This window comes from Flavobacterium sp. UBA7680 (assembly GCF_002482975.1).
GTDB lineage: Bacteria > Bacteroidota > Bacteroidia > Flavobacteriales > Flavobacteriaceae > Flavobacterium.
Genome location: NZ_DLHA01000017.1, coordinates 14,471 through 29,480, shown reverse-complemented (window position 1 = coordinate 29,480; position 15,010 = coordinate 14,471). Strand labels below are relative to the sequence as shown.

The 15,010-nt window shown below is 34.6% G+C and carries 11 protein-coding genes; 6 read left to right on the top strand and 5 right to left on the bottom strand.

Going from position 1 to position 15,010, the window contains the following annotated elements:
* Window positions 1-303 precede the first annotated feature (303 nt).
* The 4 genes from B3C18_RS02670 to B3C18_RS02655 form a co-directional block, all read right to left on the bottom strand.
* The gene (locus tag B3C18_RS02670; protein ID WP_291141962.1) at window positions 304-2,133 is read right to left on the bottom strand and encodes an ABC transporter ATP-binding protein; all 1,830 of its coding nucleotides are present in this window, start codon (window positions 2,131-2,133) and stop codon (window positions 304-306) included.
* Between the two features lie 277 nt (window positions 2,134-2,410).
* Window positions 2,411-4,138, bottom strand: coding sequence for a phospho-sugar mutase (locus B3C18_RS02665; RefSeq protein ID WP_291141957.1), 1,728 nt, complete (start codon window positions 4,136-4,138; stop codon window positions 2,411-2,413).
* Window positions 4,139-4,224: 86 nt separating this feature from the next.
* Window positions 4,225-5,181: a glycosyltransferase family 2 protein gene (locus tag B3C18_RS02660; protein WP_053472784.1), complete on the bottom strand. Its 957-nt coding sequence runs from the start codon at window positions 5,179-5,181 to the stop codon at window positions 4,225-4,227.
* Window positions 5,182-5,190: 9 nt separating this feature from the next.
* Window positions 5,191-5,718, bottom strand: a complete 528-nt coding sequence (locus B3C18_RS02655; protein ID WP_291141952.1) for a DUF4199 domain-containing protein — start codon at window positions 5,716-5,718, stop codon at window positions 5,191-5,193.
* Between the two features lie 250 nt (window positions 5,719-5,968).
* Here B3C18_RS02655 and B3C18_RS02650 point away from each other — a divergent pair, with 250 nt between their 5' ends.
* The 5 genes from B3C18_RS02650 (at window position 5,969) to B3C18_RS02630 (ending at window position 13,451) form a co-directional block, all read left to right on the top strand.
* Window positions 5,969-6,223 carry a type B 50S ribosomal protein L31 gene (locus B3C18_RS02650; protein WP_011921626.1) on the top strand — a complete coding sequence of 85 codons (255 nt, stop codon included), beginning with the start codon at window positions 5,969-5,971 and terminating at the stop codon, window positions 6,221-6,223.
* 593 nt (window positions 6,224-6,816) lie between these two features.
* Window positions 6,817-7,992, top strand: coding sequence for a GlmU family protein (locus B3C18_RS02645; RefSeq protein ID WP_291141949.1), 1,176 nt, complete (start codon window positions 6,817-6,819; stop codon window positions 7,990-7,992).
* A 989-nt stretch (window positions 7,993-8,981) separates the two neighbouring features.
* On the top strand, window positions 8,982-10,616 hold the full coding sequence (locus B3C18_RS02640) for an ABC-F family ATP-binding cassette domain-containing protein (protein WP_291141946.1): 1,635 nt from the start codon (window positions 8,982-8,984) through the stop codon (window positions 10,614-10,616).
* 232 nt (window positions 10,617-10,848) lie between these two features.
* Entirely contained in the window at window positions 10,849-12,000 is a 1,152-nt protein-coding gene (locus tag B3C18_RS02635) for a porin (RefSeq protein ID WP_291141943.1), read from the top strand.
* Between the two features lie 20 nt (window positions 12,001-12,020).
* Complete coding sequence (locus B3C18_RS02630; RefSeq protein WP_291141940.1) at window positions 12,021-13,451, top strand: anion permease; 1,431 nt, start codon at window positions 12,021-12,023, stop codon at window positions 13,449-13,451.
* Here the strand turns inward: B3C18_RS02630 and B3C18_RS02625 are convergent.
* Window positions 13,448-13,759, bottom strand: coding sequence for a GNAT family N-acetyltransferase (locus B3C18_RS02625; RefSeq protein ID WP_291141937.1), 312 nt, complete (start codon window positions 13,757-13,759; stop codon window positions 13,448-13,450). The two genes, B3C18_RS02630 and B3C18_RS02625, sit on opposite strands and share 4 nt — an antisense overlap.
* 285 nt (window positions 13,760-14,044) lie before the next feature.
* Between B3C18_RS02625 and B3C18_RS02620 the strand changes: the two genes are divergently transcribed.
* Window positions 14,045-14,704 carry a YqiA/YcfP family alpha/beta fold hydrolase gene (locus B3C18_RS02620; RefSeq protein ID WP_291141934.1) on the top strand — a complete coding sequence of 220 codons (660 nt, stop codon included), beginning with the start codon at window positions 14,045-14,047 and terminating at the stop codon, window positions 14,702-14,704.
* The last annotated feature ends 306 nt before the right edge of the window (window positions 14,705-15,010 follow it).

The following is a 15,010-nucleotide window of genomic DNA, read 5'->3' as shown; positions in this document are numbered from 1 at the left end:
CGTTGGGTGTAATTATTTTTAACACATAGAAACATAGAATTATTGAACATAAGAAAGGCGTTTCACTTGCATTAACAACACATAGCTATGTGTGAGAAACAAGTTTCTATTTGATTTACTTTTTTTTAAAACATAAGGTCTATGTTTCTATGTGTTTAATTATTATTTTTTATGGATTACGCCCAACGGTTTGATTTTAATCTTTACTACTTAAAGTTATAAAATAAAACACAGATTAAAGAAATTAAACTGAGTTTTAATATTTCCTTAATCTGTGTAGATTGTTTGGTTATGATGTAAGTCTTAAGATTCGAAAGACTGCATAGTTACAAGTTTATTGTAAGTTCCGTTGAGTGCAATTAATTGATCATGCGTTCCCTGTTCAACGATTTTTCCTTTTTGCATTACCACAATAACATCTGCTTTTTGAATAGTCGAAAGTCGGTGCGCGATCACAATCGAAGTTCTGTTCTGCATCATGTTTTCAAGCGCCACCTGAACAAACTTTTCGCTTTCAGTATCTAATGCCGATGTTGCTTCATCCAGGATCATAATTGGTGGATTTTTCAATACGGCTCTCGCAATAGATAAACGTTGTTTTTGTCCGCCGGAAAGTTTGTTTCCGCTGTCACCAATGTTAGTGTAGATTCCTAAAGGAAGATCTTTAACAAACTCATACGCATTGGCAATTTTAAGCGCATCGATAACTTCATCATCTGTAGCGTCTAATTTTCCTAATGCAATATTGGCTTTGATCGTATCATTAAATAAAATACTGTCTTGAGTTACCAATCCCATTAAGCTACGAAGCGATTGCAGATTCATATCTTTAATATTGATATTGTCAATAGAAATTGAACCTTCGTTTACGTCATAAAAACGGGTTAATAAATTAGCAATAGTACTTTTTCCACTTCCTGATTGTCCAACAAGAGCAACAGTTTGTCCTTTTTTAATTTGAAGAGAAAAATCTTTTAAAACATTTTCATTTTCATATTTAAAGTTGATATGCTGAATGGTTATATCATGATCAAAAGTTGTTTTTTCGATCGCATCAACTTTGCTTGTAATAGGGTTGTGCTGATCTAAAATTTCAAGAACACGTTCTGCAGCGGCATTTCCTCTTTTCACTCCGTATGAAGCTTTAGAAATCGCTTTTGCAGGAGTTAGAATATTATAAGCTAATCCCATGTATGCAATAAAAGCAGCACCGTCTAACGTTTTATCAATTAAAACCATCTGACCTCCGTACCAAAGTAAAATTGCAATTACTGTAATTCCCATAAATTCACTCGCTGGTGAAGCTAAGTTCTGACGATTACCAATACTGTTTGATAAACTGAAAAAACGCTCTGTAGAGTTTTGAAAAACGTTACTGAAATAATTTTCAGAGTTGTAACCCTTAACTACTTTTAATCCACCAATAGTTTCTTCGATTGTAGATAAAAAAGTACCTTGTTCCTGTTGTGCTTTTGTCGATTGTTTTTTAAGCTGTTTCCCAATTAATGAAATAATATAACCTGAAACCGGAATAAATATAAAGACAAACAAAGTTAACTTCGGGCTGATAATTAACATCGTAACTATAGTGAAAATAATAGTCAGAGGTTCTTTTACAATAAGCTCCAAAATTGCCAAAAACGAAGTCTGAACCTCATTTACGTCAGCAGAAATTCTGGAAATTACATCTCCTTTTCTTTTTTCAGAATAAAAAGCCAAAGGCAGTTCAAGCGTTTTTTTATACATTGCATTTCGCATATCTCTTAAAACACCATTTCGTAAAAAAGTGATAAAAAACATTGCAGCATAATCGGCTAAGTTTTTTAATAAAAAGATCGAAATTATTATGGCTACCATTATCGATAAAACATAGCCTGATTCGTGTGTGCCTTTTGTTGTTGTAATGTAGTAGCTTAGATAATCTTCGCCGTATTGCTGGATTTTCATAATCCCGTGAAATACCGGTTTTACTGTGTTTTGCTTTGTCTTATCAAATAAAACCTGAAGCATTGGTATTAAAGCAACAAACGAAAGTGTGCTGAAAAGTGCATACAAAACATTGAAAAAGATGTTTAAGAACGCATATTTTTTATACGGATATATAAAAGGAACTATTTTTTTGAAATTACTCATTTATTTTTGAATATTATTTTTTCTGCTGTGGTATTGCTCTTTCGAGTTTTAGCAATATTTTTTTTGGTTATAATTAATTTGTTGGGGGAATTTTTACTGCACAAAATTAATCCAATTGATTAGTTTTCAATTTTTTTTTAGTTTTTTTTATTAAAAAACTCTGATTTGCATTTGTTCTAAATGTAAACCAGAGTTCTAAATATCAAAATTTAATGAACTGTGCAGATATTCTCTGCACAGCTGTAATAGGTATTTAAAGAGCTTGTCACTCGTTTTTTTATTTCAATTGCATGTCTGCAATGATATTCTGTATTTTTCCGTCTAAGAAATTTTCCGCAGCATCGAAATCTGAAACCGATTCTAATTCGGCGTTTACGCTGATGTAGAATTTAATTTTAGGTTCCGTTCCACTTGGTCTTGCACAAATTTTAGATCCATCTTCTGTATAATAAATCAATACATTCGATTTCGGAATATCCATCGCAGTTACTTCATTTGTCAATAAATTCAATGCTGTAGATGAATCATAATCTTCCACCATAATCACACGCTGACCATTGATTTCTTTCAAAGGATTTTCGCGTAAATCAATCATCATCTGATTAATTTCCTGTAAACCTTCCATTCCTTTTTTAGTCAGTGAAACTAAATATTCTTTGTAGAAACCATTTTCAACATAAAGCTGTAAAAGTTCTTTGTAAACAGAACTTCCTTCAGCTTTTGCCTGAGCAGCAACTTCGCATATTAATAAAGTAGCAGCAACTGCGTCTTTATCTCTAACAGCATCACCAACCATAAAACCAAAACTTTCTTCACCTCCGCCAATAAACTGAAGTTCAGGAAAATCTTTGATCATTTTAGCGATCCATTTAAATCCGGTTAAACCAACTTTGCATTCAACACCGTAGCTTGTAGCCAGTTCCATCATCATTGGAGTCGAAACAATAGTCGAACCCACAAATTGTTTTCCGTTAATTTTTCCGGCTTTTTTCCATTGTTTTAAAAGGAAAGAAGTCATTAAAATCATCGTTTGATTTCCGTTAAGCAAAATCATTTTACCGTCGTTGTTTCTAACCGCAACACCTAAACGGTCGCAATCAGGATCTGTACCCACAACGATGTCAGAATTTGTTTTATCTGCCAGAGCCAAAGCCATAGTCAAAGCCTCAGGCTCTTCCGGATTTGGAGATTTTACAGTTGGGAAATCCCCGTCTGGAACCGCCTGCTCCGGTACAATATGAACATTTTTATAACCCGCCTGAGATAAAGTATCAGGAACAGATTTTATAGAAGTTCCGTGCAGTGAAGTAAAAACAATATGCAGATTGTCTTTGGCTTCAGCCGGAGTATTAAAACTTGCGTTTTCGATAGATGATTTTACAAATGCTTTATCAATTTCAGTATCAATATATTGGATTAAACTTTCGTTTGCGCTGAATTTAATTTTATCGTAGCCTAAATTTTCGATTACGTTAATTATAGCCGCATCTTGCGGAGGAACAATTTGTCCGCCATCTTGCCAGTATACTTTATATCCGTTGTATTCTGGCGGGTTGTGCGAAGCCGTAAGAACAATTCCGCATTGGCATCCCAAATATTTAAGTGCAAAAGACAATTCCGGAGTAGGTCTTAAATCTGAGAATAAGTAAACCTGAATTCCGTTTGCCGAAAAAACATCAGCAACAACTTTTGCCAAAGTATTACTATTGTGACGACAGTCGTAAGCAATAACAACTTTTAAAGGCTGGTTTGGAAAAACCTCATGTAAATAATCAGATAAACCCTGAGTATTTTTTCCAAGTGTATATTTATTAATTCTGTTGTTTCCTACGCCCATAACGCCGCGCATACCACCAGTTCCAAATTCAAGGTTTTTATAAAAACTTTCCTCAAGTTCTTTTGGAGATGTTGTCATTAATTCTTTTACAGCGGCTTGCGTTTCCTGATCAAAAGTTGGTGTCAGCCATTCATTTACAGCGTTTAAAATATTAGGTGCTATGTTCATGTAAATTTTCTTTTATGTTTTAAATAAAGATAGTTTTTCTTCAAAGGTTAATTTGACTCAAAAAGATTTTTTTTTCCTGATTTGTCTCAAAAATTCACTTCTCGTGCTACTTTATATCTTGCTTCGTTGCTTTTAGTTCTCAAAATGATTTCACCTAAAAATCCAGCTAAGAAAAGCTGAGTTCCCAGAATCATTGTTGTTAATGCTATATAAAACCACGGATTATTAGTTACCAGGCTGTATTTTACTCCGCTATACATATGGTATAGTTTTGAAACCCCAATATATCCGGCAGATAAAAATCCAATAATAAACATGATTGAACCCATTGCGCCAAACAAGTGCATAGGTCTTTTTCCGAATCTTGATAAAAACCAAATCGTAATTAAATCAAGGAATCCGTTAATAAAACGTTCCATACCAAATTTGGTTTCGCCGTATTTACGAGCTTGGTGAATCACTACTTTTTCTCCAATTTTTCCGAAACCGGCATTTTTCGCTAAAACAGGAATGTATCGGTGCATTTCGCCCGAAACTTCAATGTTTTTTACAACTGCATTTTTATAAGCTTTTAACCCGCAGTTAAAATCATTTAACTCCACACCAGAAGTTTTTCTGGCAGCCCAGTTAAATAATTTTGAAGGTAAATTTTTAGCCACAACAGAATCGTAGCGTTTCTTTTTCCATCCCGAAACCAAATCGAATCTCTCTTTGGTAATCATTTCATACAATTCCGGAATTTCATCCGGACTATCCTGCAAATCGGCATCCATAGTAATGATAACATCGCCTTTTGCCTTAGCGAAACCAGCATGTAAAGCCTGTGATTTTCCAAAATTCTTCATGAAGCGAATTCCTTTTACATTTGGGTTTTCGTTAGAAAAACTTTCAATGATATTCCAAGAATCATCCGTACTTCCATCATCTACAAAAATGATTTCATAAGAGTAATTGTTAGACTGCATCACTTTAATAATCCATGAATAGAGTTCTTGAAGCGATTCCTCCTCGTTTAGAAGTGGTATAAGTATAGATAGATTCATTTATAATTTTTATTCTTGTGTAGTTTTGCTTTTAAAAAATGCAGCTAAAATTAATCCTAAAATGGAGTAGCCAATAATACTAAAAACCAATGCTTTTATTTGTTCGATAGCTGAGAAAGGATTGGTTTCTTTCATTTTAGCCAAAGCTTCGTTGATAGCAGCAGCCGGAGTTCCAAATTTTTGTAACGTTTCAGCCATATACTTAATAAGTAATTGGTGTATTGTTTCTTTTGCTTCCGGATCAATTACATTAAATAATATGACGCTAAAAACAGTAGAAATTGCAAGAGCAGTTATTGTAGCTATAAAAAATGTGGTGAAGGCATCTTTAAAAGAGAAAAAACCAATCTCTTTTTTTGTTTTTGTAAGCAGTAAAATACCAACTACTAAATAAATAACAAACGACAGACCGCCAATCCAGCCAGAAACAAATAATTTTAGATCAATGGCATATATGCTTGCCGTGATTAACGCCAAAATAACACCTAAGATAATTCCGTATGTAACTCCATTCTTTTTTATAACTTCATTAATCATATTTCTATATGTTTTAAAATTAATCCACAAATATAGCAATTCCCAATATAATCAAGGAGAAAAAAAGCTTTTTGAATTTAACTAAAAAAAAGTGCGCTAACTATTTGTTTATTAAAAAAGAATTGTAAATTTGCAAACTCAAAATTAATTAAAATTTTAAACAAAAAAGAGCATCGTTTGTTTATACCTTTTTCTAACCATGAAAAAGCTTCAAAATGAAAATGTTCTAAACAATAAATAAAAAGTAAAGATGAAAAAAGGAATTCACCCAGAAAATTACAGATTAGTTGCATTTAAAGACATGTCAAATGATGACGTTTTTATCACTAAATCTACTGCAGATACAAAAGAAACAATTGAAGTTGACGGAGTTGAGTATCCAGTTGTAAAAATGGAGATTTCTAGAACATCTCACCCTTTTTATACTGGTAAATCTAAACTTATCGATACTGCAGGACGTATTGATAAATTCAAAACTAAATATGCAAAACACGCTAAAAAATAATAGCTGTTTAAAATTATATAAGAAGCCTTCCAATTTGGGAGGCTTTTTTTATGCTCTCTTTTTGTTAGCCACGACTCGACCAAAGGGACAGACGAAGTAATTCACTAATTTTCTTTTTCGAATTTAAAATATTGCCTGTGGTTTCAACCACAGGGTGCAAAAAGATAAGATTGTGAATATATTGTGTTCCAGCGGTTGAAACCGCTGGCTATATTTCTCTTGTTGTTGAGATTGTTTATTCCAAATGGAGAAGATTTGGCTAAAGCCTTAGCAATGTTGATTAAGTCACCAACATCTAAAGATGTTGGCAATTGATTATTCAGGAAACATTTTTTCAATTGCCTTCAGATTTATCTGAAGGTTATAAAATCAAAACCCAAAATAGGCTTTAGCCAAATAATCACAATCTAAATCAATTAAAATTAAGGGAATATAAAAATTCGTGAATTACTTCGTCTGTCCCTTTGGTCGAGTCGTGGCTATCACAAAAAAAAACATAGCCTATCAGAAAAAACATATATTAATGAAACACATAAATATTTGTAACTTTGGCCTCGGTAACCAAACAAATTTTAACACATTAAATTAATTTTATGAATTACATTCTTTTTGACGGTCCCGTCCGGAATGCTCTCTTACCTTTTACTTTTACCAGACCCGTGGCTGATATTTTAATCGGAATTATGACGATTCGCCAAAAATGGGAAACTTGTTTAGGATCGACTATAACAACAATTACAGAGGATTACCTTTCTGCTAAATTCCCAATGGTAGAAATGGAAGAAAACGTAATGATAAATGCTGCGTATTTGCCAAATGATACGCTTGCAGAATTAGTTTCGGACTTAAAACCGAATCAGGCAATTTTTAAAGGAGAAGATGTAATTGCTTTTTTTACAACAGAAAATCAGGAAGAAGTTGATTTCGATACCTATGAAATCATTCAATATAACGATGAATGTTTGACAGTAGAACACACTTGGGATATTTTCTCAAAAAATGACGCTGCCATTCGTGCCGACTTCGCTTATTTGACTGAAGACAGAAAATCACAGCCAATTCCTAAAAGTGTAAATACAATTGCGCCTGAAAATATTTTTATTGAAGAAGGAGCAAAATTAGAGTTTGTAACCCTTAATGCATCAAACGGCCCTATATATATAGGTAAAAATACCGAGATCATGGAAGGTACTGTAATTCGCGGGCCTTTTGCCTTATGCGAAAATGCACAGGTAAAACTAAACGCAAAAGTTTACGGAGCAACAACAGTTGGTCCCGGATCAAGAATAGGAGGAGAAGTTAAAAATTCTGTTCTGTTTGCTAATTCAAACAAAGGTCATGATGGATTTCTTGGGGATTCAGTTTTAGGCGAATGGTGTAATATTGGAGCTGACAGTAATAACTCAAACCTGAAAAACAACTACGAAGAAGTAAAATTGTGGAGCTACGAAACAGAAGGTTTTGCTAAAACCGGACTTCAGTTTTGCGGTTTAATGATGGGTGACCATAGTAAATGCGGAATCAATACGATGTTTAATACCGGAACTGTTGTTGGAGTAAGTGCCAATATTTTTGGATCTGGTTTTCCTAGAAACTTTGTTCCGAGTTTTTCCTGGGGCGGGGCAGCAGGTTTTACAACATATATTACCAAAAAAGCTTTCGAAACTGCAAAGTTAGTTATGGGAAGACGTAATATTGATTTTGATGAAATAGAGGCTTCAATATTAGAACACGTTTTTGAGGAAACTAAAAAATGGAGAAAAGATTAATTAGATAATTAGTCAATTTGATAATGAAATAATTTCAACCCGACAGGTTTTAAAAAACCTGTCGGGTTTTATTTTTCCCATATTAACGAAACAAAAGCCAGTCCAACAATACGAAGAGCCAAAAACTCTCAATTAAAGTTCCGAAGGAACAAATTATATTGTAGGGCTGGACTTCAGTCCAGTTAAGAGGAGCAATATAGAATTTGACGAAACAGAGATAATTTCAATCCGACAGGTTTTTAAAACCTGTTGTTTTATTTATTTTACATATTAAACTGGACTAAAGTCCAGCTCTACAATATAATTCGTTCCTTCGGAACTTAAAAAAAGAACCTTCGGCTCGATCTATATGTAGGGCCGGATTTTAATCCGGTTAAGAGCCACGGAAATATAGATTTTGATAATGAGATAATTTTTGTAACCCGACAGGTTTTAAAAAACCTGTTGTTTTATTTATTTTACATATTAAACTGGACTGAAGTCCAGCCCTACAATATAATTTGTTCCTTCGGAACTTTAATTGAGAGCCTTCGGCTCGATCTATATTGTAGGGCCGGATTTTAATCCGGTTAAGAGCCACGGAAATATTGATTTTGATAATGAGATAATTTTTGTAGCTCGACAGGTTTTAAAACCTGTCGGGTTTTATTTTTTTTTACATATTAACCAAACAAAAGCGAGCCCAATAATACGAAGAACCAAAAACTCTCAATTAAAGTTCCGAAGGAACGAATTATATTGTAGAGCTGGACTTCAGTCCAGTTGAAAAAATAATTCGTGAAAATTCGTGTAATTGCTTCGCCTGTTCGCTGTCGCTCGGGTCGTGGCAAAAAAGAAAATTTTCTAATTACCACATTCTCAAAATTATCTAATTAATAAATTGCCACATTTTCTAATTGCCTAATTATCTAATTAATCTATCTTTGCAGCACGAAAAAAATGGGTAGTCACAAAAACGATTAACCGATAAAACAAATTCACAGAAGATAATGATTACAGTTAACGATATTTCGGTTCAGTTTGGTGGAACTACACTTTTTAGCGATGTTTCTTTTGCTATCAATGAAAATGATAAAATAGCCCTTATGGGTAAAAATGGTGCAGGAAAATCGACACTTTTAAAAATTATAGCAGGACAAAGCAAACCTTCTACCGGAAGTATTTCTACGCCAAAAGATGCCGTTGTAGCTTACCTGCCTCAGCATTTATTGACAAAAGACGGTTCGACTGTAATGGAAGAAGCATCTAAAGCCTTTGGTGAGATTTTTAAAATGAAAGCTGAAATTGACGAAATCAATGAGCAGTTAACCGTTCGTACAGATTACGAAAGTGACGAATACATGAAATTGATCGAAAGAGTTTCGGACTTAAGCGAGAAATATTATGCCATTGAAGAAGTAAATTACGAAGCTGAAGTAGAGAAAATTTTAGTAGGTTTAGGTTTCGAACGTGAAGATTTCACAAGACAAACATCTGAATTTTCAGGAGGATGGAGAATGCGTATCGAACTGGCAAAAATCTTATTACAAAAACCAGACTTGATTTTACTGGATGAGCCAACCAACCACATGGATATCGAAAGTATTCAATGGTTAGAAGAGTTTTTGGTGAATTCAGCAAAAGCAGTTGTAGTGATTTCGCACGATAGAGCGTTTGTAGATAATATTACAAACCGTACGATCGAAGTAACAATGGGAAGAATTTACGATTACAAAGCAAAATATTCTCATTACTTAGAATTAAGAAAAGACCGTCGTATTCACCAACAGAAAGCTTACGACGAACAGCAAAAAATGATTGCTGATAACAGAGCCTTTATCGACCGTTTTAAAGGAACATTCTCAAAAACAGATGCTGTACAGTCTCGTGTAAAAATGTTGGAGAAATTGGAGATTGTTCAGGTTGACGAAGTAGATACATCAGCATTGCGATTAAAATTCCCGCCGGCAGCACGTTCTGGACAATATCCGGTTATTGTAAAAGAAATGTCAAAATCATACGGAGATCATGTGGTTTTTAAAGATGCTAATATTGTAATCGAACGTGGACAGAAAGTAGCTTTTGTTGGAAAAAATGGAGAAGGAAAATCGACCATGATCAAAGCGATTATGAAAGAAATAGGCGTTGATTCAGGAAGCGTTGAAGTTGGACATAATGCACAAATTGGATATTTTGCACAAAATCAAGCTTCATTATTAGATGAAAATGCAACCATTTTTGAAACAATCGATGCCATTGCAGTAGGAGATATCCGTACACAGATCAAAAATATTCTGGGAGCATTTATGTTTCAGGGCGATGATATTACCAAAAAAGTAAAAGTACTTTCTGGAGGAGAAAAAACACGTTTGGCAATGATTAAATTATTGTTAGAGCCCGTTAACTTGTTAATTCTGGATGAGCCTTCAAATCACCTGGATATGAAAACCAAAGACATCATTAAAGATGCCTTACGTGATTTTGACGGAACATTAATCTTAGTTTCACACGACCGTGATTTCCTTGACGGACTGGCAACTAAAGTATTCGAATTTGGAAACAAACGAGTAAAAGAACATTTTGAAGACGTTGCAGGTTTCCTTGCTCATAAAAAAATGGACTCAATGAGAGAAATTGAAAAATAATCTTTTCTCATAAAAATAAAAATACAAAGGCCGCTAAAATTTAGCGGCCTTTTTTAGTTTTTACCATTAACTTAATATCTTAAAGGTAAAAAACTAATGTAATTTTAATGCAACAATTTTTACAAGACATTACTATTTTTCCTATTTTCGTAAGATATTTCCAATTACCTTTTAGTTGTTTTTAGGTTTTTTCAAACAATTAACCAAGTTCAATTTTTTATTTCTGGAGCGTATGAATACACCTTTACTAATAAGAATTGCTTTTATCCTTTTTATAATACCACTTATCACGAATGCGCAAACTGCCGAAACTCAAAAAGCAGCCGATTCTGAAGATGGTGTTAAGTACCCCCAATTTCAATTTAAAGGACTTTTTCAGGCACGATATCTCGAAAGTTTTGGAGATAATGTAGACGTTATGGGAGTTCATCATTCTACGGGCGACGTAACCCAAAGTTCCTTTGATATTAAAAGAATGCGTGTAGGGCTAAATACAAAATTAAGCGAAGCTACAGAAGTGGTAATCTTAGTAAACCTTGCCGATTTTAAATCAGATACAAAAGGTAAGGTTCTCGAAAATGCCTATGCAAAATATACCTTTAATAAATACATTGCCGTTTTAGGAGGACAGTTTCGTCCCGCTTTTGGTATTGAGGAATTAGTTCCGGTTGATATCATAAAATCATTTGATTTCTCAAATCAATATTATGAATTTGGAAAAAATGGCTGGACAAGCTTTCAAATTGGAGCCTCTGCAACCGGAAACTTTGATCTGGGTAAAATTCCTGTAAATTATTCGGTTTCGGTTTTAAACGGAAACGGAAAAAATCAGGAAAAAGACAACGATAACGGAAAACAATATTCTTCGAGACTGGTTTTCGAATTATCAAAAAAACATAAAATTAACCTCGGATTAAACGGCGGTATTGGTAAATATTCCAAAGAAAAAGTATTTGCCTTTGGTGCAGATGTTACCAGTGATTTCAGACTTACAGACCGTTTTACTTTTGATTTGCAGATAGAATACAAGCGAGGAACAAATCACAACTTATATTTTTCTTTACCCGTTGATAGCAGAACAGCTGATGTGGCCGATTATCAAATGCGAGGTATTTATTTTTTGCCCAATGTGCGATATCAAATCGATTATAAAAAATTAACTTCTTTAGAAGTATCCTGCCGTTATGAAAGATTTGATCCTAGTTTTAAAATCGATTCAAATGTAAGACAAACTTATACCCCTATGATAAGTCTTGAATTTGGAAAAAACTATACAGGTCGTATAGAAATGGGATTTGAAATAGACCATTTCGACCGAAATATCCCGGATACATCAACCTATAATGATAATTTATTTCTAATTCAGTTTCAGTGCAGGCTGTAGTTTAATTTAATTCCAAAACCATGAAAGAAGTACAAATTCCTCAAACCCTGATTACACTTGCAGTTGGAGCAGCAATTTGGTTTATTCCTGCGCCAAACGGAGTTGTACCCGAAGCCTGGCATTTATTTGCCATATTTGTCGCGACCATTTTAGGAATTATTCTAAAAGCCGCCCCAATGGGAACCATGTGTATGATTGCCATTGCGTTAACCGCTTTTACGCAGGTTTTAGCGCCGGGTGATGCCGGAAAATCAATAACCTTGGCCTTAAAAGGATTTGGAGACAAAGTAATCTGGCTTATTGGAATTTCATTTTTTATAGCACGCGGATTTATAAAAACAGGTTTAGGAAACAGAATTGCTTTTCTGTTTATTCGATTATTCGGAAAAAGTTCGCTTGGATTAGCCTACGGTTTAGGTCTTGCCGATTTAGTTTTGGCACCAGCCGTACCAAGTAATACAGCCCGCGGCGGAGGAATTATTTATCCCATAATGAAATCCATGTCAATGAGTTTTGGTTCAATGCCGGAAGAACCAGAAACACATCGAAAACTAGGTTCGTATTTAACATTGAACTGTTATAATATGAATTTAATAGCATCCTCCATGTTTCTTACCGGAACGGCGAGTAACCCAATGTGTCAAAAATTTGCCCTTAATCTGGGAATAAAAATAACCTGGATGTCCTGGGCAGCCGCGGCAATCGTACCGGGATTGTGCGCTTTTTTTGTGATTCCGTTTGTGTTGTACAAAATTTATCCGCCGGAACTTAAAAAAACCGGAGACGCACCGCAAATCGCTTCTCAAAAATTAAAAGAAATGGGCCCAATCACCAGAAACGAATGGATGATGCTCTTGACTTTCTTTATCTTATTATTTCTTTGGATGACAGGCGATTTGTTTTCTATTGATGCTACCACAACCGCCTTTATTGGGTTGGTAATTTTACTGCTTACTTCCGTTTTAACCTGGGATGATGTAAAAGCCGAAAAAGGAGCGTGGGATACCATCGTATGGTTTTCGGTATTAGTAATGATGGCAAGTTCTTTAAACGAATTAGGTTTTATCAGCTGGTTTAGCAATGTTATAAAAGCCGAAATTGGCGGGCTAAGCTGGCAGATGGCTTTTCCTATCATTATATTAGTATACTTTTTCAGCCACTACCTTTTTGCGAGTGCAACGGCGCATGTGGCGGCAATGTATGCAGCACTTTTAGGAGTTGGGGTTTCGTTGGGAATTCCGGGATTACTTCTGGCTTTTATGCTTGGTTTTGTGGGATCCATTTACGGAACATTAACGCATTACGGACATGGTCCGGCTCCCGTTTTCTTTGGGAGCGGATATGTCGATTTAAAAAGCTGGTGGGTCAAAGGTTTAATAACCGGACTTATAATGCTTTTTATTTATATGGTAATTGGCGGATTATGGCTTTGGGTAATCGGTGATTTTTAAATTCTGATTCCCGGTGGCAGTAAATCTTTGTATTTTGGATTTTTTTTAAAAAAGGCCGCAATTTTTGGGTGAATCGGCACAACTCTAAATTTTTTCTCGGTACTTAATTCCAAAATGCTTTTAAGTAAAGTGTCAAGTACAGGTTGATTTTCAAAGTTTTCGGGCGTGTTGATTTTGGTTAAAAAAATCTTTTTTTCCTGAAAAGAATACTCAACGCTTAATAATCCTTCAGGGACCACGGTTTCAAATTGTCTTGCAAAAGTGTTGTCTTTGATTTCCATAGCTTCGGTAGGTTCCATATTTGTCATGTTTTGGGGTAGGTTAAAAAATATTAGAAAAAGAACGAAAAATATAGTCAGCTAAAATCTTTTTAAAAGACGTTTAGCTGCTGGTGATTTGGAATGCAAAGGTAATCATTTGATTTTCAATATGAAATTATTTTTTGAGCATCGGGTTCATTGCAAAATCGTTTATTTTTACAACTCAATTTGTTTTAAAATGCAATTATGGTGTGCGATTTGCTGTAGATATTATTAAAAAAAGTAAATTTAGCTTGAAATTAAGAGCTGTAGTTGTAATTCCATTTTAAACAAATGAGCAAAATTCCCGTATATTTTATGCCTGGTCTCGCGGCCAGCCCTGCTATATTTGAAAGAATCAAATTAGACGAATCTGTATTTGAAACCTGTTTGTTAGAATGGGAAATTCCGCATCCCAAAGAAGCCTTATCAGATTACGCACTCCGAATTTCAAAAAAAATCAAGCATGACAACCCTGTGTTAATTGGCGTTTCTTTTGGAGGAATTTTAGTGCAGGAAATTGCAAAACATGTTCAGGCCAAAAAAGTAATCATCATTTCGAGTGTAAGAAGTAATGTCGAATTCCCGAGAAGAATGAAAATAGGGAAGAAGACAAAAGCTTACAAATTGATTCCTATGAAGCTGATTTTGAATATCGAAAGTCTGGCGAAATACTCTTTTGGAGAAAAAATCAATAAACGCATTAAATTATACGAGAAGTTTTTAGCCGTTCGTGATCTTAATTATCTGCAATGGGCGGTAGAATCGGTTATTTTATGGGACAGAAATAATGTCGACGATAATGTCATTCATATTCACGGCGATCAGGACGAAGTTTTTCCTATAAAATATATCAACAGCTGTATAGTAGTAAAAGGCGGAACCCATATTATGATTCTCAATAAATACAAATGGCTTAATGAGAATTTGCCTTCGATTATATTAGAGGAGTGAGTTATAAGTTATGAATTATGAGTTATGAGTTATGAGTTATGAGTTGTCACCCTGAGCGAAGTCGAAGGGCGCAAAGTAATTCCACAATAATCTTCCTCAATCTTGTCATCCCGAGGAACGAGGGATCTCCGCAAGTAACTCCACAAAGATTGGTGATATGCTTTGCGGAGCTCCTTGTGCGATTTCTCCCTTCGGTCGAAATGACAAAACTTTGACAAAGAACCATACACACCGTCATCCCGAGGAACGAAGCAACCGCACTAACAAGGAACAACTTTAGTGATAAGCAAATTGAGATTGCTTTGT